Here is a 23,502-nt window from a genome sequence, read left to right as displayed (position 1 = left end):
CACGTGGGGTTGGTGTCGGACCGGGACTTGGAGGCGGTGCGTTCGGTACTCGCCGGGCTTTGAGGGGGCTGGGCGGAGGTGTCCGGCTGCGGCAAGAGGCTGCTGGCATCGTTCGCCGGGGATGGGGGCAGCCTGGACTCGCTGGCCGCGGGAGCGGGCGCGCCGGTGGGGGCGGGTGAACTGCGGTTGTGTCACGTGGGGTTGGTGTCGGACCGGGACTTGGAGGCGGTGCGTTCGGTACTCGCCGGGCTTTGAGGGGGCTGGGCGGAGGTGTCCGGCTGCGGCAAGAGGCTGCTGGCATCGTTCGCCGGGGATGGGGGCAGCCTGGACTCGCTGGCCGCGGGAGCGGGCGCGCCGGTGGGGGGCGGGTGAACTGCGGTTGTGTTACGTGGGGTTGGTGTCGGACCGGGACTTGGAGGCGGTGCGTTCGGTGCTCGCCGGGCTTTGAGGGGGCTGGGCGGCGGTGTCCGGCTGGGCTGGGCCAGGTGGCGCCGTTCGCCGGGGATGGGTGGTAGCCCGGACTCGCGGGAGCGGGCACACCGGTGGGGGGCGGGTGAACTGCGGTTGTGTTACGTGGGGTTGGTGTCGGACCGGGACTTGGAGGCGGTGCGTTCGGTGCTCGCCGGGCTCTGGAGGAGCCGGGCGGTCGTGGTCAGCAGGACTGCGCCGAGGGTGAGCAGCAGGGGGCGGTAGCCGGTGAGTTCGACCAGGGCCGCCCCCGCGGCCAGCCCGAGCACGTTCGGTGCGAAGAGCAGTGTGTTGGCCGTGGCGGCCGTACGGCCCAGCAGGGCGTCCGGCGTCTCGCGCTGTACGGCGGTCAGTGCGGTGATCAGGACGCAGGGCAGCCCGGCCCCGATCGCCGCGCTGCACACCAGGGCCACTGGGTCCGAGGGGACGGCTCGCGCGGCGACCGCGACGCCCGTGAGGGCGATTCCGCAGGCCGCGAAGCGGTGTCCGCCCAGGCGGCGCAGGGCCGGGCCGGAGGCCAGACCGATCGCGACCGAACCGAGGCCCTGGACGGCGTACAGGACACCGGCGTAGGCGGGGGAGTGCCCGAGGCCGTCGATGACGGCGTAGAGCAGCGCCCCGGACAGCCCTGCGCAGAACATCGTGGTGCCGCCCGCCAGGACCAAGGGGCGCAGGCGGGCGTGCGTCCACAGGTACCCGATGCCCTCCGCCGTCCGTGCACGTCGGCCGCTCGTGGGCTGCTGCGGCCTTTCCTCGCGGACGCGCAGCAGGGCGTACACGCCGGTGGCCAGCACGAACGTGACGGCATCCAACAGGGCGACGCTCGGGCCGCCGTACGCCGCGAAGAGGGCCGCACCCGCGAGCGGGGCCACCAGCTTCATGCCCTCGGTCGCCGTCATGCGCAGCCCGTTGAAGTCGCCCAGCAGCGACCCGTCGACTGCGGCCGCGACAAGGGCCGACTCGGCCGCGTCATGGACGACGCCCGCGGCGCCGTACACGAACAGGACCGTGTAGAGCAGCCACAGCCGGCTCGGGGAGTCGACGGTGAAGAGGGTGAGCAGGAGGGCGGCCAGCAGGAGGTTCGCGCCGATGAGAAGGGGTTTGCGGCGGACCCGGTCGGCGAGGGTGCCGAGCAGAGGGCCGGCGAGCGTGGGCGCCCACATCGCGAGCAGGCACAGCGCGGCCAGTCCGTCCGAGCCGGTCAGCTCCTTGACCCACACGCCGGACGCCAGCCACAGCGCCGACGTCCCGAAGCCGGAGATCACCACGCCGGCGAGATACAGCCCCGCGTTGCGGTCCCGCAGAACCCGCACGACTGCCCATGTCGATGTCGTCATGCCTGGCCATCGTGGGTCTAAGGCCCCTGGCCGGGGATCAGGCAAGTGCCCTATCAGCGAGCCCGGCCGAGCCGTACTGGTGGAGAACGGGCTGCGATGAGTTTCGGAGGCGCGGTCGGTCTACATCGAAGAGACACGACTGTGAGGAGCAGTGCATGAGTGACCCGACCCTCGACCTCGGACCCCAGACCCGCGTCATCGCGCGGCTCGCGGAGGGCGTGAGCGACGAGCAGCTGGCGGACCCGACACCCTGCCCGGACTGCGCGGTGCGCAACATGCTGGGCCATCTGCTCGGACTGTCCGTCGCCTTCCGCGACGCGGCCCGCAAGGACCTGGGCGTCACGACCGACACCAACCCCGGCGCCGCCGCCCCGGACCTCGACCCCGACTGGCGCGAGGCCCTGCCCAAGGTCCTCGACGAACTGGCCGAGTCCTGGCGCGACCCGGCCGCCTGGACCGGCATGACCAGGGCCGGCGGTGTCGACCTGCCCGGCGAGGTCGCCGCCGTCGTCGCCGTCGACGAGCTCGTGATCCACGGCTGGGACCTGGCCCGCGCCACCGGCCAGGACTACACCCCCGACCCGGCCGCACTCCAGGCCTCCCACGACTTCCTGCTGGCTGCGGCCAACGACCCGAGCCGGGGCGGCGGCATCTTCGGGCCCGTGGTGCCCGTACCGCCCCGGGCTCCGCTGCTCGACCGGGCGGTGGGGCTCAGCGGGCGGGACCCGGGGTGGGCACGCACGCCGTGACCGGCGGGGCGATGGCGTCCGTCACCGGGTCGGCCGCAGGTGCGCCGGCCGGGCGTACGCGGGCGCGGGCAGCGAGCCGACCGCGGATTCGGTCGTCGCGCCGCCGGGCCCGGACACGGATCCAGGCGACCGGCACCCGCGTCGGCGCGAACCGGGTGGGCGTCCCGTGAACGAGGGGCGTGGCGTACGGGCGGGACCGTACGCTCCCCGCATGCCCCTCACCCTCACCGTCCTCGGCACCGCCTCCCCGCACCCGCAGCCCGGCCGCCCCTGCTCCGGGTATCTCCTGCGCGGCGGGGGTGCCGAGGTGTGGGTGGACGCCGGCCCCGGCACCTTCGCGGAATTGCAGCGGCACACGGACCCGGCGCGGCTGAGCGCCATCTGGATCTCGCACCTGCACGCAGACCTCCCCCAGTCTCGAACTTCGCTCGACCGGGCGGTGCCCCCATCGCCGACCTGCTGTCCGCGGTGTACGGACTGGCGTACGGGGGACTCACCCCGCCCGCGCCCGTCCCGGTGTACGCACCCGGCGACTGCGCCCAGCGCCTGGCCGGGTTCTTCGGACAGTCCGACACCGGTTTCCTGAGCGGCATCCTCGACTTCCGTCCCCTGCATGACGGCCACATCGCCCGGTACGGCGACCTGCACCTCACCTCCCGCGCCGTCGTCCACGACGTCGAGGCGTACGGGCTGCGGGCCGAGTGCGAGGGGCGGGTGCTCGCGTACTCCGGGGACAGCGGGCCGTGCGACGCGCTTGGCCAACTCGCCGCCGACGCCGACCTGTTCCTGTGCGAGGCCGACATCGACGCCCGTCACGAAGGCGAACAGGTGCACCTGACCCCTGAGGATGCCGGCGACACGGCCCGCGCGGCCGCCGTGAGCCGGCTGCTCGTCACCCACGTCGGACCCACGCTCACCAGCGAGTCGGCGACGAAACGGGCCGCCGCGGCCTTCGGCGGCCGCACCGCCACGGCCCGCGAGGGCGACACCGCGACCGTCTGAGCCGCCGACCGTCGCAACCTCAACTCCCTTTGTCAGAAGCATTGACGAAACATGCGCCCCCTCCTACCTTCAACGCGTCGTACTTCGTACGTCATATATGAGACGCGATACGCGAGATCAGATACGCGAGATCAGATACCCGAGATCTGATACGTGACTTCCGAGAGGCGCGCATGACCTCTGTGCCCACCCCGATCCCGTCCCGCACGCAGTACGTGCTGGACGCGATCAAACACCGCATCCTCACCGGCCAGTTGACGCCGGGTCAGGCCCTGGTCGAGACCGAGCTCGCCGCACAGTTCGGGGTGTCCAAGACCCCTGTGCGCGAGGCGCTCAAGACCCTGGCCGGCACCGGGCTGGTCGTGATGAGCCAGTACAAGGGCGTCACGGTGCGCATGGTGGACGCGGACATGGCGCGCGAGGTGTACGACGTGCGGCTGCTGCTGGAGCCCGAGGCGCTCAGGCGGGCGGTGCGGCGAGGGGCCTCACTCGACTCCGCCCGCACCGCGCTGACCAGGGCCGACGACGCCACCGACACCGCCGAACGGTCCCTCGCCAACCGGGAGTTCCACCGCGCCCTGTACCTGCCCTGCGGCAACCCGCTGCTCGGCCGCATGCTCGACGAGGTCCGCGACCAGGCGGCCCTCGTCTCCGCCGTGGCCTGGGCGGCCTCACCCTCCTGGGAGCGGGAGGCCGGCGAGCACCGGGAGATCCTGCGGCTCGCCCTGGAGGGCGACGCCGACGGCGCGGCACGCGCCCTGCACACCCATATCGCGTCCTTCGTCGAGCGAGCGTTCCCCCAGGCAACCGGCCAGGCAGCGAACCAGGAAGGCACCGCATGAGCAGCGTGACGTTCGAGACCCAACGGGCGGCCCTGGCCGACGTGGTGGCGATCCCGGTGACCCCGTTCGCCGAGGACGGCACCGTCGACCAGGACGCCCACCGGGCCCTGCTGCGTCGGCTGCTCGAGGGTGGTATCGGCATCCTCACTCCCAACGGAAACACCGGTGAGTTCTACGCCCTCGCCCCCGAAGAGCGCCGTCTCGTCACGGAGTTGACCATCGATGAGACCGGCGACCGCGCCGCGATCCTCGTCGGCGTCGGCCACGACCTGCCCACCGCCATCGCCTCCGCACGGCACGCCCGCGAGCACGGCGCCCAGATGGTGATGGTCCATCAGCCCGTCCACCCGTACGTCTCCCAGACCGGCTGGGTCGACTACCACCGCGCCATCGCCGAGGCCGTCCCCGAACTGGGCGTCGTCCCTTACATCCGCAACGCCCAGCTGGCCGGAGCCCGCCTCGCCGAACTCGCCGACGCCTGCCCGAACGTCATCGGCGTCAAGTACGCCGTCCCGGACGCCGCCAGGTTCGCCGCCTTCGCACGGGACGCGGGGCTCGACCGCTTCGTGTGGGTCGCCGGTCTCGCCGAGCCCTACGCGCCCTCCTACTTCTCCGGGGGCGCCACCGGCTTCACCTCCGGACTCGTGAACGTCGCCCCGTCCGTCTCGCTGAACATGATCGAAGCGCTTCGATCCGGCGACTACCCGGCAGCCATGAAGGTCTGGGAGCAGATCCGCCGCTTCGAGGAACTCCGCGCGGCGCACGGCTCCGCCAACAACGTCACCGTCGTCAAGGAGGCCCTCGCCTCCCTCGGCCTGTGCCGCCGCGACGTCCGCCCGCCGAGCAGCACCCTTTCCGAGGACGAGCGCGCCGAGGTCGCCGCCATAGCCGCCGGATGGTCGATATGACCGACAGAATGCGTCCCGAGGAACTCAGAAGCCATCAGTGGTACGGCACCGAGGGCCAGCTGCGCACCTGGTCGCACAACGCCCGCATGCGCCAGCTGGGGTACGAGGCGGAGGAGTACCGGGGCCGCCCGGTGATCGCGGTCCTCAACACCTGGTCCGACATCAACCCCTGCCACGTCCATCTGCGCGAGCGCGCCGAGGCGGTCAAGCGGGGCGTGTGGCAGGCCGGTGGCTTCCCGCTCGAGTTCCCCGTCGCCACGCTCTCGGAGACGTACCAGAAGCCCACCCCGATGCTCTACCGCAACCTCCTCGCGATGGAGACGGAGGAGCTGCTGCGGTCGTATCCGGTCGACGCGGCGGTGCTGCTCGGCGGCTGCGACAAGTCGACGCCGGCATTGCTGATGGGCGCGGCCTCGGCCGACGTACCGTCGGTCTTCGTGCCCGCGGGACCGATGCTGCCGGGGCACTGGCGCGGCGAGACCCTCGGGTCCGGCACCGACATGTGGAAGTACTGGGACGAGCACCGCGCCGGCAACCTGACGGACTGCGAACTGCGGGAGCTGCAGGGCGGGTTGGCGCGATCGCCCGGTCACTGCATGACCATGGGGACGGCGTCCACGATGACCGCGGCGGCCGAAGTCCTCGGTATGACGCTGCCGGGCGCCTCCTCGGTCCCCGCCGTCGACTCCGGGCACGAGCGGATGGCCGCCGCCTCCGGCCGCCGCGCCGTGGACCTCGCCTGGACAGGGCTCAAGCCGTCCGGGATCCTCACCCGCGAGGCCTTCGAGGACGCCGTCACCACGGTGCTCGGGCTCGGCGGCTCCACCAACGCGGTCATCCATCTGATCGCGATGGCGGGACGCTGCCAAGTCCCGCTCACCCTCGACGACTTCGACCGCATCGCGCGCACCGTGCCGGTGCTGGCCAACATCCGTCCCGCCGGACAGACGTACCTCATGGAGGACTTCTACTTCGCCGGCGGCCTGCCCGCCTTCCTCTCCCGGATCACCGACCTGCTGCACCTGGACCGGCCGACGGTCAACGGCACCCTGGGCGAGCAGATCGAGGGCGCCGTCGTCCACAACGACGACGTCATCCGCACCCGCGAGAACCCGGTCGCCGCCGAGGGCGGAGTCGCCGTCCTGCGCGGCAACCTCTGCCCCGACGGCGCCGTCATCAAGCACATCTCCGCCGAACAGCACCTGCTCAAGCACACCGGCCCCGCGGTCGTCTTCGACGACTACAAGACCATGCAACGCACCATCAACGACCCGGAGTTGCACATCACCGCCGACAGCGTGCTGGTGCTGCGCAACGCCGGACCCAAGGGCGGCCCGGGCATGCCCGAGTACGGCATGCTGCCCATCCCGGACCACCTGCTCAAGCAGGGCGTGCGGGACATGGTCCGCATCTCCGACGCACGGATGAGCGGCACGAGTTACGGCGCCTGCGCACTGCACGTAGCGCCGGAGTCGTACGTCGGCGGGCCACTGGCCCTCGTCCGCTCCGGCGACCTCATCACCCTCGACGTCGAGGCACGCTCCCTCCATCTCCACGTGGCTGGCGAGGAGTTGGAGCGACGCAGGGCGGACTGGACACCCCCGCCCGCCCGCTACGAGCGAGGCTACGGCGCGCTCTACAACGACCAGATCACCCAGGCAGACACAGGCTGCGACTTCAAGTTCCTGGCCGGGCAAGGCAAGGCCCCAGTCCCGTACGCCGGTTGACAGCAGCCCGGTGAGGGGCGCGGGGAACTGCGCGACAAGCCACATCACACCCGCACTCGCCACACAACACCAAAGGCACCCCGTACCGCGAAATCCAGGCGGACCCCTGCACATCGAGAAAGCGCTTCCTGCACCACAAGAGCAAGCCGCACGCACGATGTACCGAGAACGGAGACCCGCTCATGGCCCAAGCCGCAGCCGTGGCGAACCCGCCCGCGCCACCCCGGCGGCGCCGTGCCTCCGCCACCCCGCGCAGGCTGCCGTATCTGCTGATCGCCCCGGCGGCCCTGCTCATGCTGGGCTTCATCGCCTACCCGGTGATCAGCGTCTTCTACTACGGCCTGCAGAACTTCAACCCCACCAAGCCATGGCGGAACGGCTACGCGGGCTTCGACAACTTCGTCCAGATCTTCACCAAGGACACCCAGTTCTGGGACACGCTGACCTTCAGCGCCAAGTGGGTCGTCGTCGAGGTGGGCCTGCAGCTGCTGTTCGGTCTCGCACTCGCCCTCATCGTCAACCAGATCTTCGTGGGGCGGGCGGTGGGCCGCGCGCTCGTCTTCTCCCCGTGGGCCGTGTCCGGTGTGCTGACCTCCGCGATCTGGGTGCTGCTCTACAACTCCCAGACGGGCGTCACCCGTTACCTCGCGGACATGGGCATCGGCTCGTACGGCACCAGCTGGCTCTCGGACACCTCAACTGCCTTCCCGGCAGCGGTGGTTGCCGATCTCTGGCGCGGTGTCCCCTTCTTCGCGATCCTCATCCTCGCCGACCTGCAGTCCGTCTCGAAGGACCTGTACGAGGCCGCCGAGGTCGACGGCGCGAGCCGCATCAAACAGTTCTGGCACATCACGCTGCCGCATCTGAAGGACGCGATCGTGCTGTCGACGCTGCTGCGCGCGGTGTGGGAGTTCAACAACGTCGACCTGCTCTACACCCTCACCGGTGGCGGACCGGCGGGAGAGACCACCACCCTGCCCCTCTACATCGCCAACACCAGCGTGGACGGCCACAACTTCGGCTACGCATCGGCCCTGACCACGGTGGCGTTCGTGATTCTGCTCTTCTGCTCGATCGTCTATCTGCGCCTGAGCAAGTTCGGAGGTGAGGAGAAGTGATCACCGAGATCGCACCCGCGCCGGAGCGCGTGGCCACCGAGCCCGCCCGGCCGAGGAGGAAGCGCCGCGCCTGGGACGACGTCCCCCGCTGGCAGATCTACGTCCCCCTGTCGATCTACCTCCTCTTCACCCTGATCCCCTTCTACTGGATCCTCCTCTTCGCTCTGCGCCGGCCCGGCTCGACCTCGCTGGTGCCCTGGCCGATGACCTTCGAACACTTCGAGAAGGTCTGGAACGAGCGGGCCTTCGGCACCTACTTCCAGAACAGCGTGCTCGTCGGCATCGCCACCCTGGGGATGACGACGCTGGTCGCGCTGGCCGGCGGCTACGCCCTCGCCCGGTTCAACTTCCGGATCAAGAAGGCCTTCATGCTGGCCCTGCTCTGCACGCAGTTCGTGCCGGGCGCGCTGCTCCTGGTGCCGCTGTTCGAGATCTTCGCCAACCTGCGGATGATCAACTCCCTTGTGAGTGTCATCATCGCCGAGACCGTCTTCCAGCTGCCGCTTTCGATGATCCTCATCAGCGGGTTCATCCGGAACGTGCCGTACTCGCTCGAAGAGGCCGCCTGGGTCGACGGCTGCAACCGGTTCACAGCCTTCCGCATCGTCGTACTCCCGCTGCTGCGGCCCGGGTTGATCGCCGTCGGCTCCTTCGCCTTCGTGCACGCCTGGAACCACTTCCTGTTCGCCCTGATGTTCCTGAGCGACCAGAGCAAGCAGACCATCCCCGTCGGACTCAACACGCTGATGAGCGCGGACAGCGTCGACCTCGGCGCGCTCGCCGCGGGCGGCATCATCGCGGCCGTACCGGTAGTGATCGTGTTCGCCTTCATTCAGAAGTGGCTGATCACGGGGTTCAGCGCAGGGGCGGTAAAAGGATGAGGAGACGTCAGATCACGGTAATCGCATCGGCGTTGGGACCGCCGAGCGTCCCTTGGCACTCCGAGACCGGCGGCATCAGCCCCGACACCCCCGCCCTGGGGGGCGGCTGGGCGGATACCGAGGGCGGCACCGGTCACGACGCCGCGCGCGGTGCGGCGCAGGGAGGATCCCTTGACATCTTCCCTCTCCACGAGGAGAGGGAATTCCTACAGCTCGCGCCGCGGGGTTTCCTGCTTCGTCGTCGACTGCCCCTTTCGGGAGAACTCCCGTTGAGGTCTTACGTCGGCTCCACAGGCCGACACCGCCAGTCCGGCGGCCTTAAGGTTCTTCGCCGCGTTCACGTCCCGGTCGTGGGTCGTGCCGCAGATGGAACACAGCTTGGAGGAGGGGAACCAGCGGTCGACTGCGATCACTTCGCGGCCGTACCAGGTGGCCTTGTACTCCAGCATGCTGCGGAACTCTCGCCGTGCCGCGTCGCTGATGGCGCGGGAGAGCTTGCGATTCTTCACCATGTTGCGGACGGTGAGGTCCTCGATTACGAGCGTTTGGTTTTCACGCACGAGTCGAGTGGTCAGCTTGTGCAAGTGGTCACGGCGGCGATCGGCGATGCGGGCGTAGATCTTGGCGACCTTGCGGCGGGCCTTGGCGCGGTTGGCGCCGTCGCCCTTGGCCTTGCGAGACAGTTCCCGCTGCGCGCGGGCAAGACGGGTTCGGTCGCGCCGCTCGTGCCGTGGGTCGGCAATCTTCTCACCGGTCGAGAGGGTCAGCAGATGGCCGAGCCCGGCGTCAACGCCGACCGCCCGGCCGTTTGCGGGGAGCGGCTGGACGGCAGGGTCTTCGACGAGGAGAGAGACGAACCAGCGTCCGGCTGCGTCCTGGGACACCGTCACCGTGGACGGGGCCGCACCTTCCGGGAGGGGACGCGACCAGACGATGTCGAGCGGCTCGCTCATCTTCGTCAGCGTCAGTTTCCCGTCCGAGAACCGGAACGCGCTGGACGTGTACTCGGCGGACTTGCGGGACTTCTTCCGCGACTTGAAGCGCGGGCATTTCGCGTGCTTGCCGAAGAACGCGGTGAACGCGGCCTGGAGGTGCCGCAGCGCCTGCTGGAGCGGGACCGAAGAGACGTCGTTGGGGAACGCCAGCTGCTGGGTCTTCTTCCACGCCGTCAGCATGGCCTACGTCCCGTTGTAGTTGACCCGCTCCTGTCGGAGCGTCCAGGCCTCGGTGGGGGCCGCGAGCGCCAAGTTGTAGACCTTCCGCACGCATCCGAACGTGCGCGACAGCTCAGCTGCCTGCGCATCGGTCGGGCAGAAGCGGTACTTGAACGCCCGCTTCACGTGAGTGGTCATGGCTCACAAACCATCACCTCAGCCTGTGGACGTCTGACGGGTTGTTGGCGCGGGACGCCGAATCGCCTTGCAGGCGCTTCGCTGTTCGGAGGTGTCCAATGAGCCTCATGAGCATCGCTGTACCCATCGTTCTCGCGGGCGCGCGCGGCCACGGCCGCTGGCACCTGGACAACATCCGCCGGCTCCAGGACAAGGGGATCGTACGGCTGGCAGGCATCTGCGAGCTGACCCCGCTGACCGGGGACGAGATCCCGGACGGCCTCGGCACGCCCGAGCAGTCCGCCGACTTCGGCGCGCTCCTGGACTCCACCGGCGCCCGGGTCGCCGTCGTCTGCACACCGATCCCCACCCACACCGACCTGGCGCTCACGGCCGCCCGCAAGGGCGTGCACCTGCTGCTGGAGAAGCCGCCCGCGCCGTCGTACGCCGAGTTCCGGCGGATGGCCGACGGGGTCGCCGAGGCGGGCGTGGTCTGCCAGATCGGCTTCCAGTCGCTGGGCTCGCACGCCGTCCCGGCGATCCTCGCGATGGTCGCCGAGGGCGCCGTCGGCGAGGTCGTCGGGGTCGGCGGGGCCGGTGCCTGGGTGCGGCCCGAGGCCTACTACCGGCGGGCTCCCTGGGCGGGCAAACGGCGCCTGAACGGCGTCGACGTGATCGACGGCGTGCTCACCAACCCCCTGGCGCACGCCGTGGCCACCGCACTCGCCCTCAACGGCACCACACTCGCCGAGGACGTCACCGCCATCGAGCTCGAGCTGCTGCGCGCCAACGACATCGAGTCCGACGACACCTCCTGCGTCCGTGTCACCACCGCACAGGGCCGAAAGGTCACCGTCGCCGCGACCCTGTGCGCCGAGCGGGACGACGAGCCGTACGTCGTCGTGCACGGCACCCGCGGCCGGATCACCTTCTGGTACAAACAGGACCGCGTCCTGCTCCAGCGCGCCGACCACGGCCCCGAGGAGTACGAGTACGGCCGCACCGACCTGCTGGAGAACCTCGTCGACCACCTCACCGACGGCGCCGACCTCCTGGTCACCCCGGACGCAACCGGCGCCTTCATGAAGGTCGTTGAAGCGATTCGGCAGGCCCCCGACCCGGCCCCGCTGCCGGCCGGCGCCTGGCACCTGATCCCCGACGAGGGCCGCAGGGTCGTGGACGGCATCGACGGACTCGTCGCGGCCGCCGCCGACACCCTCTCCCTCTACTCCGAGCTCGGCGCCACCTGGGCCCCACCGAAAGAGGTGAGCACTTGATGACGACCAACGACTCGCCCGTCCTGCGCGTCGCGGGCCGCCCGGTCGGCCGCTACGTCACCCGGCCCGAACTGCCGGCCCGGCTCTCCCCGCGCCCCTATCTGCACCCCGTCACCACCCTGGCCGGCACGGCGGTCACCGAGCTGAGCCCCGCCGACCACACCCACCACCTCGGCGTCGGTGTCGCCGTTCCCGACGTCGAGGGGCACAACTTCTGGGGCGGGCGGACCTACGTCCGCGACCAGGGTCCCACCGAGCTGGACAACCACGGCGCCCAGCGCCACAACTCCTTCCAGCTGCGCGACCCCGACGGCTTCGTGGAGGAACTGCGCTGGGTGGCGTCCGGCGGCGAGCTGCTGCGCGAGCGCCGCACGGTCGCCGCCACCGAACTCACCGACGCCGCCTGGGCGTTGGACTTCACGTTCTCGCTCACGAACGTCACCGACGGACCACTGTCGATCGGCAGCCCGGCCACCAACGGACGCCCAGGGGCGGCCTACGGCGGCTTCTTCTGGCGCGCCCGCAAGGAGCACGACACCCCGCATGTCTTCACCGCCGAGCGCGACGGCGAACCGGAGGTGCACGGCTCCCGCGCCGACTGGCTCGCCCTCGCAGGCACCACCTGGACCCTGGTCTTCGCCGGCGCCACGGCCACCACCCGCCGCGACCCGTGGTTCGTGCGCACCGCCGAATACCCCGGCGCGGGCTCGTCCCTGGCGCACACCGAACGGCTCCCGATCCCACCCGGAGAGACCGTCGTACGGCGCATCGTCACCGTAGTCGCCGACGGCCGCCTGAGCCGGCACGAGGCGGCGGCACTGGTCCGGAAGGCGGTGAGCCAGTGACGCACGACGCCAACACGAATCCGGCCGTCGACTCCCATCCGGTTGTCGATACCGGCCCGGCCGTCGACACCGACCCGGTCGTCCGCACCGACCCGGCCGCCGATTCCCATCCGGTTGTCCGCACCGGCCCGGTCGTCTACACCGACCCGACCGTCTACACCGACCCGACCGTCTACATCAACCCGATCCTCAACGCCGACTGGTCCGACCCGGACGTCGTCCGCGTCGGCGACGACTTCTACCTCACCGCCTCCAGCTTCGGCCGCGCCCCCGGCCTGCCCCTCCTGCACTCCCGCGACCTTGTCAACTGGACGCTCGTCGGCCACGCGCTGGAACGCCTCGAACCCGCCGTCGGGTTCAGGACCCCGCGCCACGACTGCGGTGTCTGGGCGCCCGCGCTGCGCCATCACGACGACCGCTTCTGGATCTTCTGGGGCGACCCCGACCAGGGCATCTTCCAGATCAACGCGCCACAGATACGCGGCCCGTGGACCCGCCCGCACCTGGTGAAGGCCGGCAAGGGGCTCATCGACCCCTGCCCCCTGTGGGACGAGGAGACCGGTGAGGCATATCTCGTCCACGCCTGGGCCAAGTCCCGCTCCGGCGTCAAGAACCGCCTCACCGGCCACCGTATGCACCCCCACGGCACCGAACTCCTCGACGAGGGCAAGCTGATCGTCGACGGCGATCGCATCCCCGGCTGGTTCACCCTCGAAGGCCCCAAGCTCTACCGGCACGACGGCTGGTTCTGGATCCTCGCTCCCGCCGGGGGAGTGGAGACCGGCTGGCAGGGCGCCCTCCGCTCGCGCGGCTTCTTCGGGCCGTACGAGGAGAGGATCGTCCTGGAGCAGAAGGACACCCAGGTCAACGGCCCCCACCAGGGCGGCTGGGTGCGCACCCCGTCCGGCGAGGACTGGTTCCTGCACTTCCAGCAGAAGGGTGCCTACGGCAGGGTCGTGCACCTCCAGCCGATGAGCTGGGGCACGGACGGCTGGCCGGTGATCGGCAACGAGGGCGCCCCCGTCGCCGTACACCGGAAGCCCGATCTCCCGCCGCAGCCGCCCGCCGCGCCCGCCACCGACGACGACTTCCCCGGCGGCCGCTTCGGCCGCCAGTGGTCCTGGACCGCCAACCCTCAGGACAGCTGGGCCACCCAGCACTCCGGCGACGGGCTCCGGCTGACCTGCGTCCGCTCGGCCGACGCACACGACCTGCGCAGACTCCCGAACGTCCTCACGCAGCGGCTGCCCGGTACGCCGTCGGTGGTCGAGGTGGAGCTGAAGCTGCACAGCGAGGAACCGGGGGCGCGGGCCGGGCTCGCCGTCCTCGGGGACGCGTTCAGCTGGATCGGGCTCCAGCGGGGTGCGGACGGGGCGGTCCATCTCGTGCACCGGTTCGCCGAGGGGGTCGCCGAGCAGGAACGGGACGCCGACCATCCGCGGATCGCCCGCGAGGGGCGGGTGCGGGTGCGGCTGCGGATCGAGATCGGGGCGGGCGCCCGCTGCTGCTTCTCCTACGACCTCGGAGAGGGCCCGCGCCCGTCCGGCCCCGTCTTCGCCGCCACCCCCTGGCGCTGGGTCGGCGCCCTGCTCGGCCTGTTCGCGCTCGCGCCCGTCGGCTCGGGGCACGCCGGGGCGGCAACCTTCACGAACTTCAGGATCGACCCCTTGCCGCCCGTCGCACCCGAGTAACCCACCGCACCCGTACGCCTGTTGGGAGCCGCAATGACGCAGCACCTCCATAGCAAGCGCTTGCTGAGACCGGGGGCCGGCAAGGTCCTGGCCGCCGTGATCGGTTTAGCGGCCGCGTTGAGCCTCGGGACGATCGGACAGGCCAGGGCTGCGACCCCGGCAAGCGCTTCGGCCTCGGCCTCGGCTTCGGTCTCGGCCGAAGCCGACCGCTTCAGCGACCGGCCGCACGGCTTCGCCTCCCTCGCCGGGGGCACCACCGGCGGCGCGGGCGGCAAGGTCGTGACGGTCACCGACCAGGCCTCGCTTGCCACGTACGCGGCGGCCGAGGACCCGTACATCATCCGCGTCTCGGGATCGATCGCCGTCGAACCCTTCGGGTCGAACATCGTCGTCGGCTCGAACAAGACCATCATCGGCGTCGGCGACACGGGCGAGATCGTGCACGGGGAACTGCACCTCAACCCCGGCACGCACAACGTGATCATCCGCAACCTGACGATCCGGGACTCCTACGTCGAGGGCGACTGGGACGGCAAGACGCAGGACTTCGACGCCATCCAGATGGACACCGTCGACCACGTCTGGATCGACCACAACCGCCTCACGCACATGGGCGACGGGCTGATCGACCTGCGCAAGGACAGTCAGTACATCACCGTCTCCTCCAACCGGTTCAGCAACCACAACAAGGCGTTCGGGATCGGCTGGACGACGAACGTCAAGACCCAGGTCACCATCGACCACAACTGGTTCACGGGCACCAAGCAGCGCAGCCCTTCCGCGGACAACTGCGCCTACGCCCACCTCTACAACAACTACCTGTCGGCCCAGGTGTCCGACGGCGACCCGGTGTGGACGTACGGGAACTGGTCGCGCGGCCACACCAAGATGGTCATCGAGAACAGTTACTACGACGGCGTCCAGCACCCCTACCAGGCCGATGCCACCGCCGAGTTGGTGCAGCGCGGGTCGATCCTGAAGAACACGACGGGGCGCACCGACGAGTGGGGTGCTGCTTTCGACCCCCGGAAGGTCTACGACTACCGGCTGGACCCGGCAGCTTCCGTGCCGGCGCTGGTGACGCGGTTCTCGGGCCCGCAGAAGCGGATCGGTGTGACCCTGCACGTCCCGGGTGACTACCCGACCGTGCAGGCCGCCGTGGACGCAGTGCCCGACGGGAACACCGTGCCCGTGACCGTCGCGGTTGCGCCGGGAACGTACCGTGCCAAGGTCTACATCCCCGCGACCAGGCCGAACATCGTGCTGCAGGGGACTGGACACGACCGCTCCGACACCGTCATCGTCTACGACACGCCTGCCGCGTACGGCGGTTCGACGGGCAGTGCGACGGTGCGGATCGCCGCGAACGACGTCACTGCCCGCAACCTCACCTTCAGCAACGACTTCGACGAGGCCGCGGTCGAGCTGAACGGCGAGCAGGCCCTCGCCATGAAGACGACCGGCGACCGGATCGTCTTCGAGAACACCGCCTTCCTGGGCAACCAGGACACGCTGATGACCGACAGCCCCAAGCTGACCACCGTCAGCCGGGTATACCTCCGCGACTCCTACATCGAGGGCGACGTCGACTTCGTCTACGGGCGGGCCACGACCGTGGTCGACCGGTCCGTGATCCGGCTGCTGAGCCGGGGATCCACGACCAACAACGGGTACATGACCGCCGCTTCGACCTGGACCGGCAACCCGTACGGCTTTCTGATCACCCGGTCGAAGGTCGTGAGCGACGCACCCGAGCAGTCCTTCCACCTCGGGCGGCCGTGGCACCCGGGCGGCGAACCGGAGGCCGTCGCCCAGGTGCTGATCCGGGACACCGAGCTGCCGGCCGCGATCAAGTCCTCGCCGTGGACCGACATGAGCGGGTTCTCGTGGAAGGACGCCCGGTTCGCCGAGTACCGGAACTACGGGCCGGGAGCGGGTGTGACCGCCGACCGGCCGCAGATGAGCGTCGCCGACGCGAGAACGCACACCGTCGCCGACTACCTCAAGGGAAACGACAACTGGGCGCCGTACGCCCGCCGTTGATCAGCTTCCCGCAGCAGCCCCCCACAACTTCATATCTCCGTTGGATCCAGAAGAAGAGAGCCGACCAATGAAGAGCAGCATCCGCAGAAGCAGGCGCGCGGCCGTCGCCGTCGCCCTGGGCTCCGTGCTCGCGCTGACCGCCACCGCCTGCGGCGACGACGGCAGCGGCAGCGCGGGGGACAAGGGCAACGAGGGTTCCGGCAAGGGCGAGATCACCTTCTGGGACAACAACGGCGGGGTCCGGACCGACATCTGGAAGCAGATCATCGCCGACTTCGAGAAGAAGAACCCGGACATCAAGGTCAACTACGTCGGCATCCCGGCCGCGAGCGCCCAGTCCAAGTACGACACCGCGATCCAGGGCGGCGGCCTGCCGGACGTCGGCGGCGTCGGCACCGCGATGCTCGCCGAGGTCGCCGTCCAGGGCGCGCTGGAGCCGCTGGACAGCCGCCTGGCGAAGAGCTCCCTGAACGGCAAGCTGAGCCAGAACCTGCTCGAAGGCAGCAAGGCCGCGGGCGGCGGCGACAAGCTGTACCAGATACCGACCTCGTCCAACAACGGCACGCTGTGGTACCGGACCGACCTGTTCAAGAAGGCGGGCCTGGACGCGCCGACGACGTGGTCGAAGTTCTACACGGCCGCCGACAAGCTCACCGACAAGAGCAAGAACGAGTTCGGGTTCACCATTCGGGGTGGCGAGGGCTCCATTGCGCCGGCGCTCGACGCCTCGTACAGCCAGAGCGGCATCACCTCGTTCTGGAACGGCGACAAGACGACGGTCAACGACCCGAAGAACGTTGCCGCGCTGGAGAAGTACGTCGCGCTCTACAAGAAGGACACCCCCTCCGCCGACGTCAACAACGACTTCACCAAGATGGTCGCCCAGTGGGACAGCGGCACGATCGGCATGCTGAGCCACAACCTGGGTTCGTATCAGGACCATCTGAAGGCGCTGGGCCCGGACAAGTTCCGCGGGCTGCCCAACCCGACGCAGGACAACGGCACCCGGGTGCAGATCTCCAACCCGGTCGACGGGCTGAGTGTCTTCAAGTCCAGCAAGAACAAATCGGCTGCCTGGAAGTTCATCGAGTTCGCCGTCTCGCACGAGGAGAACTCCAAGTTCAACGAGTCCGCGGGGCAGATTCCGGCGAACACGGAAGCGGCGCAGGACGCGTGGATCCAGAAGGCCGAGCCCACGAAGCTGGCCGCTGCCGCGCTGAACGGGGCCGACACCAAGATCGTGCAGTTGCCGTACTACCTGCCGGACTGGAACACGATCTCCAAGGCCGACAACGAGCCGAACTTCCAGAAGGTGCTGCTCGGGAAGATGAGTGCGAAGGATTTCCTGGACTCGCTTGCCGATCAGTTGAACAAGGCGCAGGCGGACTGGAAGAAGAACCACTGAGAGCTCGGGTGGTTTCGGTTTGTGGGGGGCTGCCGGTTGGTCGTGGCTGGTCGCGCAGTTCCCCGCGCCCCTAAAGGGGCGCTTCCCCTCATCCCTGTTTGAAAGGCACCGTTGTGTTCCTTACCCGCAGACAGGTCAGCCTGGCGGCTGTTGCCGCCGTTCCTCTCGCCCTCTCGGGCATCGGCACCGCGCAAGCCGCGCAGCGCCATCGCATCCTCTACATCGCCGGTGATTCCACCGCCGCCCAGAAATACGCCGACGCCGCTCCCGAGACCGGGTGGGGTATGGCGATTCCCTTCTTCCTGAACAAGGGTCTGTCCGTCGCCAACCATGCGGTGAACGGGCGCAGTTCGAAGAGCTTCCTCGACGAAGGCCGGCTCGACGTGATTCTCGGGCTGATCAAGCCCGGTGACCTCCTGCTCATCCAGTTCGCGCACAACGACGAGAAGAGCGACGACCCCACCCGCTACACCGAGCCCTGGACGACGTACCAGGAATATCTGCGTCAGTACATCGAGGGCGCACGGTCGCACGGGGCCCGGCCCGTGCTCGCGACCCCCGTCGAGCGCCGCAGGTTCGACGCGGACGGGAACGCCGTGCCGACCCATGGCGAGTACCCGGCGGCGATGCACGCGCTCGCCGTGCGGGAGCGGGTGGCGTTGCTCGACGTCGAGGCGCTGTCGCTCGCGCTGTGGCAGCGGCTCGGGGTCGAGGAGACGAAGGTCTACTTCAACTGGACCGCCACCGAGCAGGACAACACGCACTTCAATCCGCCGGGCGCGATCGCCGTGGCGCGGCTCGTGGCACGGGAGTTGCTGCGCACGCGAGTGCTCGCGCCGCGGGACGTCATCCGGCTGAACGACGAGATTCCGACGTCCTGGATCACCTGGCCCGAGGCGAGCAGCGCCTCGGTCGCGTAACCAAGGAGAGCCGCACAGTGCGTATACAGAAATGTCATGGACGCGTCATAGCGTCCGTCGTGGGGTGCACCGCCCTGGTGCTCGGCGTCACGGGAACCGCCTCGGCCCACGCCCAGGCCCGGGACCTCGGCCGGCAGACGCTCGGCGCGAACGACGGCTGGGGCTCCTACGGCACCGGCACCACCGGCGGCGCGGCCGCCGACGCCGCGCATGTCTACACCGTCACCGACTGGGCCGGATTCAAGCGAGCGCTCGTGGAGGGCGGCAGCGCGCCGAAGATCATCAGAGTCAAGGCGACGATCGACGCCGACGGGCCGAGCTGCGCCTCCTTCGAGGCACCGGGGTACGACTTCGCCACCTATCTGAAGACGTACGACCCCGCGGTCTGGGGCCACGACAAGAACCTGGACGGCGAGCCCGACGACAGCCCCGAGGGCCTGCGCCGCGCCTCCCAGGCCAACCAGGACGCCTACATCAAGGCCGCCGTACCCGCCAACACCACCATCATCGGCGTCGGCAAGGACGCCGGGTTCAAGGGTGCCAGCCTGCAGATCAAGGCCGTCGACAATGTCGTCGTCAGGAACCTGACCTTCGAGAGCCCTCTCGACTGCTTCCCGCAGTGGGACCCGACCGACACCGCCGACGGCAACTGGAACTCCGAGTACGACAGCGCGGTGATCTACGGATCCACGCATGTGTGGATGGACCACGACACGTTCACCGACGGCGACCACCCGGACAGCACGCTGCCCTACTACTACGGCCGGATCTACGAGCAGCACGACGGCGAGCTCGACATCGTCAAGGGCGCCGACTACGTCACGGCCTCCTGGAACGTCTTCGAGGACCACGACAAGACGATCCTGATCGGCAACAGCGACAGCGCCTCGACGGCCGCCGTCGACCGGGGGCATCTGAAGGTCACCTTCCACCACAACCTGTTCTCGAACCTGGTGGAGCGTGCCCCGCGCATCCGCTTCGGGCAGGTCGACTCGTACAACAACCACTTCGTGGCCGAGGACGGCTACTCCTACAGCTACGGCATCGGCATGGAGTCCCAGCTCGTCGCCGAGCACAACGCGTTCACGCTGCCGGACGGGCTCGGTGCCGGGAAGATCCTGAAGAAGTGGAAGGACTCGCCGCTCACCGCCGACGACAACTACGTCAACGGTGAGCCGGTCGATCTGATCGCAGTCCACAACGCCGAGGTGCCCACCGAGATCCTCCGCTCGGGTGCCGGCTGGACGCCGACCCTGCGTACGAAGGTCGATCCGGCCAAGGCGATCTCCGGGATCGTCGACCACTGCGCGGGCGCAGGCAACCTGCACTGACGCCCCCGGCCGGGGCGTCCGGCGCCCCGGCCGCTTCTCTCATGAGCCGCACTGCGAAGGAGTACCCGCATGCCCTCGCCTTCAGTTTCTCCTCAACTCCCTTTGTCCAGAAGGGGATTCCTCGTCGCGAGCGCCGGGGCCGCCGCCGCGCTCGGCCTCGCGTCGACGCCCGCGCGGGCCGGCTCGGGGGCGCGCCCGTTCGGCCGGTACGGTTCCCCGGACCGCCGCCTCACGCCCGGCACCCTCTACGTCGACCAAAAGGGCCGCGGCGACTTCGCGAGTGTCCAGGCCGCCGTGACCGCCGCTGGGGGTACCTCCCAGGCGTTTAGCACTGGGGGAGGTAGCGGCCGGACGCTGGTGCTCGCCCCCGGCGTGTACCGGGAGACGGTGGCCGTCGACGTCACCCGCACGGAGGCGACCTGGATCGGCGCCTCGGAGGACCCCCGTGACGTCGTGATCGTGTACGACAACGCGGCCGGCACCCCCAAGCCCGGCGGCGGCACCTATGGCACCACGGGTTCAGCCACCACGACCGTGCAGGCCGACGGCTTCACCGCCCGCTGGATCACCTTCGCCAACGACTGGCTGCGCGCCGACCACCCCGACATCACGGGCACGCAGGCGGTGGCCATCAAGGTGCAGGGCGACAGGAGTGCGTTCACCCACTGCCGCTTCCTCGGCCACCAGGACACCCTGTACGCCGACTCGATGGCGCTCGGCACCTTCGCCCGGCAGTACTTCGCGCACTGCTATGTCGAAGGCGACGTCGACTTCGTCTTCGGCCGGGCGACCGCGGTGTACGAGGACTGCCACTTCCGGACGCTGAACCGCACCGACCTGGCAGCCGCCCCGTACGGCTTCGTCTTCGCGCCCTCCACGGCGGTCGCCAACCCGCACGGCTACCTGGTGACACACAGCCGGGTGAGCAGCGAAGCCCCGGACGCCTACTACAAGTTGGCCCGGCCCTGGGTGCCCGGCTCCGACACCACCGCCCGCCCGATGCTCACCGTCCGGGACACCCGCCTCGGCCCCGGCATCGATGCGGTCGCGCCCTACACCAACATGTCGGACACCTATCCGTGGCAGAACCAGCGGTTCGCCGAGTACCGAAACACCGGGCCCGGCGCCGAGATCACCGTCCCCGAGAACCGGCCCCAACTCACCGACACCCAGGCGGAGTCGGCGACCCGTGAGGCCTACCTCGGTGACTGGAGGCCGTGGAAGGAGGGGTGCTGACATGCGCCGGCGCACTCTTCTGGCGGGCATCACCGCAGGCCTGGTCGCCGTCGAAGCCGGTCCCGCCTTCGCGAGCGCCCGCCGTCCTGTCCTGCACGTCCGCCCCGGCGACTCCGTCCAGGCGGCCGTGGACGCGGTGGACGGGCCCGGCCGGACGATCGTCGTGCACCCGGGAACGTACCGCGAGGTCGTCAACATCCCCGTCGACAAAGGTGAGTTGACGATCCGCGGGGCCACCTGCGACCCCCGCGACACCGTCATCGTCTTCGACCGCGCGAACGGCACGAAGAAGCCCGACGGCACGACGTACGGGACGCCGGGCTCCGCCACCTTCACCTCCGCGGCCCCCGGGCTGACCCTCCGCGACCTGACCCTCGCCAACGACTGGCTGCGCGCCGACCACCCGGACATCACCGGCACCCAGGCCGTTGCCGCGTACGTGACGGGTGACCGGTCGAGCTTCGAGAACGTCCGGCTCCTGGCCCACCAGGACACCCTCTTCGTCGACACGACCGCACTCGACGCCTTCGACCGGCAGTACTTCCGCCACTGCTACATCGAGGGCGACGTCGACTTCGTCTTCGGGCGGGCGACCGCCGTGTTCGAGGCGTGCCACTTCCACACGCTGCAGCGGGACGTGACCTTCACGCCCAAGGGCATGGTCTTCGCCCCCTCCACCGCCCGCGCCAACCCGCACGGGATCCTCGCCGTCCGCTCCCGCATCACCTCCGGCGCCGAGGACGGGGCGTACAAGCTGGCACGGCCCTGGGTGCCGTCGTACGAGACGACAGCCTGGCCGTCCCTCGTCGTCCGGGACACCCGGATCGGGTCCGGCATCGACCCGGTCACGCCCTACGTCAACATGCGGGACGCCTATCCCTGGCAGACCATGCGGTTCAGGGAGTACCGCAACGCGGGCCCGGGAGCAGTGGTCACGGTTCCGGAGAACCGCCCTCAACTCACCGGGGACGAGGCGCGGTTGCACACCCGGGAGGCATACCTCGGCGACTGGCGGCCCTGTGCGTAGGCGCTGCGCGGGCTGTGCCGGTGTGCGGCTCGGCCACGGGGCCGCAATGGGCTGTCGATCGTCTGTCGGCCCGTCGTGGCCGATCGCGCCCCGCGGCGGAGCCGCATATCGATACAGCCCCGCGCCCCTTCGGGGCGCGGCCGCGCGCCGGGAGGCCGTATGCCTGAGCCGCTGAACCGCCGCACCTTCGCGACGGGAGCCGCCGCCGCGGCCTTCTTCGGCGCAGCCCCGCAGGCCGCGGAGGCCACCGACCTCGTCGACGGCAACCTTCCCGACTTCCACCAAGCCCTCAAGGACGAGCTCGACTTCCCCCTCGCCTGGGGGACTTCCCCCCTCCGCGACTTCCGGGCCTGGCGCCGCACCGCCCGCGCCAAAGTCGAGGAGCACCTCCTCGTCGCACGGCAGGACGGGACACCGTACGCGCCAGAGTTCGGTGAGAGCAGCCAAGGGGACGGTTTCACACGGGAGTTGGTCACGCTCTCCCTCACGCGCTACGACCGCGTCCGCGCCGCGCTGCTCACCCCGCACGGCACCGGCCCCTTCCCCGCCGTACTCCTCCTGCACGACCACGGAGCCAGGTTCGACATCGGGAAGGAGAAACTCGTCCGGCCCTGGTACGACGGCACCCGTCTCGCCTCGGCGCAGGCCTGGGCCGACAAGTACTTCAGCGGCCGCTTCGTCGGCGACGAACTGGCCCGTCTCGGCCATGTCGTCCTGTGTTCGGACGCGCTCGGCTGGGGCGACCGCGGTCCGGTCGCCTACGACCAGCAGCAGGCCCTCGCCTCCAACGTCTACAACCTCGGCTCCTCCCTCGCCGGACTCATGGCCCGCGAGGACGCCCGGGCGGCCGGGTTCCTGGCCTGTCTCAACCGTGTGGACGCGCGGCGGGTCGCGGCCGTCGGGTTCTCCATGGGCGCCTACCGCGCCTGGCAGACGGCCGCACTGACCGACGACATCGCCGCCGCGGCCTGCGTCTGCTGGATGACCGGCCTGAAGGAAATGATGGTGCCCGGCAACAACACGCTGCGCGGGCAGTCCTCGTACTACATGCTCCATCCCGGGCTCGCCCGGTATCTCGACATCCCCGACGTGGCGAGCATCGCCGCACCCCGGCCGATGCTGTTCTTCAACGGCGGGCTCGACCCGCTCTTCCCAGCCGACGGCGTCCGCATGGCTCACGAGAAGCTGCGCGCCGTCTGGCGCTCCCGCCACGCCGAGGAGCGGTTGCACCTCAGGACCTGGTCCGACCTGGGCCATGTCTTCGTCGACCGCATGCAGGACGAGGTCTTCAGCTGGCTCGACACCGTGCTCTGAACCACCGTCCTGTGCACCATCCCCCCACCCGCACGAGAACCCGCACGACA

The 23,502-nt window shown here is 69.8% G+C and carries 17 protein-coding genes and 2 pseudogenes; 17 read left to right on the top strand and 2 right to left on the bottom strand.

What is annotated here, in order from left to right; translation table 11 throughout:
* Nucleotides 1-569 precede the first annotated feature (569 nt).
* Nucleotides 570-1,805 (bottom strand): MFS transporter, encoded by a 1,236-nt coding sequence (locus tag EDD92_RS12360; RefSeq protein WP_123964343.1) that lies wholly within the window; start codon nucleotides 1,803-1,805, stop codon nucleotides 570-572.
* A 155-nt stretch (nucleotides 1,806-1,960) separates the two neighbouring features.
* On the opposite strand from EDD92_RS12360, the gene EDD92_RS12355 reads away from it, so the two are divergent.
* The 7 genes and pseudogenes from EDD92_RS12355 to EDD92_RS12325 all read left to right on the top strand — a co-directional run bounded on the left by EDD92_RS12355 (nucleotide 1,961) and on the right by EDD92_RS12325 (nucleotide 9,032).
* Complete coding sequence (locus EDD92_RS12355; protein ID WP_123964342.1) at nucleotides 1,961-2,554, top strand: TIGR03086 family metal-binding protein; 594 nt, start codon at nucleotides 1,961-1,963, stop codon at nucleotides 2,552-2,554.
* A gap of 211 nt (nucleotides 2,555-2,765) precedes the next feature.
* Nucleotides 2,766-3,556: pseudogene (locus EDD92_RS12350) on the top strand (MBL fold metallo-hydrolase).
* A 173-nt stretch (nucleotides 3,557-3,729) separates the two neighbouring features.
* Nucleotides 3,730-4,398: a GntR family transcriptional regulator gene (locus EDD92_RS12345; RefSeq protein ID WP_123964341.1), complete on the top strand. Its 669-nt coding sequence runs from the start codon at nucleotides 3,730-3,732 to the stop codon at nucleotides 4,396-4,398.
* A complete protein-coding gene (locus EDD92_RS12340) occupies nucleotides 4,395-5,306 on the top strand; it encodes a dihydrodipicolinate synthase family protein (protein ID WP_123964340.1) in 912 nt (303 codons plus the stop codon). Before EDD92_RS12345 ends, EDD92_RS12340 begins: the two co-directional genes overlap by 4 nt.
* On the top strand, nucleotides 5,303-7,033 hold the full coding sequence (gene araD / locus EDD92_RS12335; RefSeq protein ID WP_123964339.1) for an L-arabinonate dehydratase: 1,731 nt from the start codon (nucleotides 5,303-5,305) through the stop codon (nucleotides 7,031-7,033). The genes EDD92_RS12340 and araD overlap by 4 nt, the downstream gene beginning before the upstream one ends.
* 182 nt (nucleotides 7,034-7,215) lie before the next feature.
* Nucleotides 7,216-8,151, top strand: a complete 936-nt coding sequence (locus EDD92_RS12330; RefSeq protein WP_123964338.1) for a carbohydrate ABC transporter permease — start codon at nucleotides 7,216-7,218, stop codon at nucleotides 8,149-8,151.
* Nucleotides 8,148-9,032, top strand: a complete 885-nt coding sequence (locus EDD92_RS12325) for a carbohydrate ABC transporter permease (RefSeq protein WP_123964337.1) — start codon at nucleotides 8,148-8,150, stop codon at nucleotides 9,030-9,032. The genes EDD92_RS12330 and EDD92_RS12325 overlap by 4 nt, the downstream gene beginning before the upstream one ends.
* A gap of 206 nt (nucleotides 9,033-9,238) precedes the next feature.
* Here the strand turns inward: EDD92_RS12325 and EDD92_RS12320 are convergent.
* Nucleotides 9,239-10,384: pseudogene (locus EDD92_RS12320) on the bottom strand (RNA-guided endonuclease InsQ/TnpB family protein).
* 107 nt (nucleotides 10,385-10,491) lie between these two features.
* Here EDD92_RS12320 and EDD92_RS12315 point away from each other — a divergent pair.
* The 10 genes from EDD92_RS12315 (at nucleotide 10,492) to EDD92_RS12265 (ending at nucleotide 23,452) form a co-directional block, all read left to right on the top strand.
* The gene (locus tag EDD92_RS12315) at nucleotides 10,492-11,640 is read left to right on the top strand and encodes a Gfo/Idh/MocA family protein (protein ID WP_123964336.1); all 1,149 of its coding nucleotides are present in this window, start codon (nucleotides 10,492-10,494) and stop codon (nucleotides 11,638-11,640) included.
* Nucleotides 11,640-12,485 (top strand): PmoA family protein, encoded by an 846-nt coding sequence (locus tag EDD92_RS12310; RefSeq protein ID WP_123964335.1) that lies wholly within the window; start codon nucleotides 11,640-11,642, stop codon nucleotides 12,483-12,485. Before EDD92_RS12315 ends, EDD92_RS12310 begins: the two co-directional genes overlap by 1 nt.
* Nucleotides 12,486-12,661: 176 nt before the next feature.
* Nucleotides 12,662-14,176 carry a glycoside hydrolase 43 family protein gene (locus tag EDD92_RS12305; RefSeq protein WP_123970367.1) on the top strand — a complete coding sequence of 505 codons (1,515 nt, stop codon included), beginning with the start codon at nucleotides 12,662-12,664 and terminating at the stop codon, nucleotides 14,174-14,176.
* A 33-nt stretch (nucleotides 14,177-14,209) separates the two neighbouring features.
* A complete protein-coding gene (locus tag EDD92_RS12300) occupies nucleotides 14,210-16,219 on the top strand; it encodes a pectinesterase family protein (protein WP_123964334.1) in 2,010 nt (669 codons plus the stop codon).
* Between the two features lie 67 nt (nucleotides 16,220-16,286).
* Nucleotides 16,287-17,624 carry a sugar ABC transporter substrate-binding protein gene (locus EDD92_RS12295; RefSeq protein ID WP_123964333.1) on the top strand — a complete coding sequence of 446 codons (1,338 nt, stop codon included), beginning with the start codon at nucleotides 16,287-16,289 and terminating at the stop codon, nucleotides 17,622-17,624.
* 113 nt (nucleotides 17,625-17,737) lie between these two features.
* Nucleotides 17,738-18,544 (top strand): rhamnogalacturonan acetylesterase, encoded by an 807-nt coding sequence (locus tag EDD92_RS12290; RefSeq protein ID WP_123970366.1) that lies wholly within the window; start codon nucleotides 17,738-17,740, stop codon nucleotides 18,542-18,544.
* Nucleotides 18,545-18,561: 17 nt separating this feature from the next.
* The gene (locus tag EDD92_RS12285; protein WP_123964332.1) at nucleotides 18,562-19,875 is read left to right on the top strand and encodes a polysaccharide lyase family 1 protein; all 1,314 of its coding nucleotides are present in this window, start codon (nucleotides 18,562-18,564) and stop codon (nucleotides 19,873-19,875) included.
* Between the two features lie 69 nt (nucleotides 19,876-19,944).
* A complete protein-coding gene (locus EDD92_RS12280) occupies nucleotides 19,945-21,111 on the top strand; it encodes a pectinesterase family protein (protein ID WP_123964331.1) in 1,167 nt (388 codons plus the stop codon).
* Nucleotide 21,112: 1 nt separating this feature from the next.
* The gene (locus EDD92_RS12275) at nucleotides 21,113-22,138 is read left to right on the top strand and encodes a pectinesterase family protein (RefSeq protein WP_123964330.1); all 1,026 of its coding nucleotides are present in this window, start codon (nucleotides 21,113-21,115) and stop codon (nucleotides 22,136-22,138) included.
* A 159-nt stretch (nucleotides 22,139-22,297) separates the two neighbouring features.
* Entirely contained in the window at nucleotides 22,298-23,452 is a 1,155-nt protein-coding gene (locus EDD92_RS12265) for a dienelactone hydrolase family protein (protein WP_123964328.1), read from the top strand.
* Nucleotides 23,453-23,502 lie beyond the last annotated feature (50 nt).

Source organism: Streptomyces sp. TLI_185, assembly GCF_003814765.1.
Classification (GTDB): Bacteria; Actinomycetota; Actinomycetes; order Streptomycetales; family Streptomycetaceae; genus Streptomyces.
Note: the sequence above shows the minus strand (reverse complement) of the source record. Positions and strands in the feature narration are given on the sequence as shown.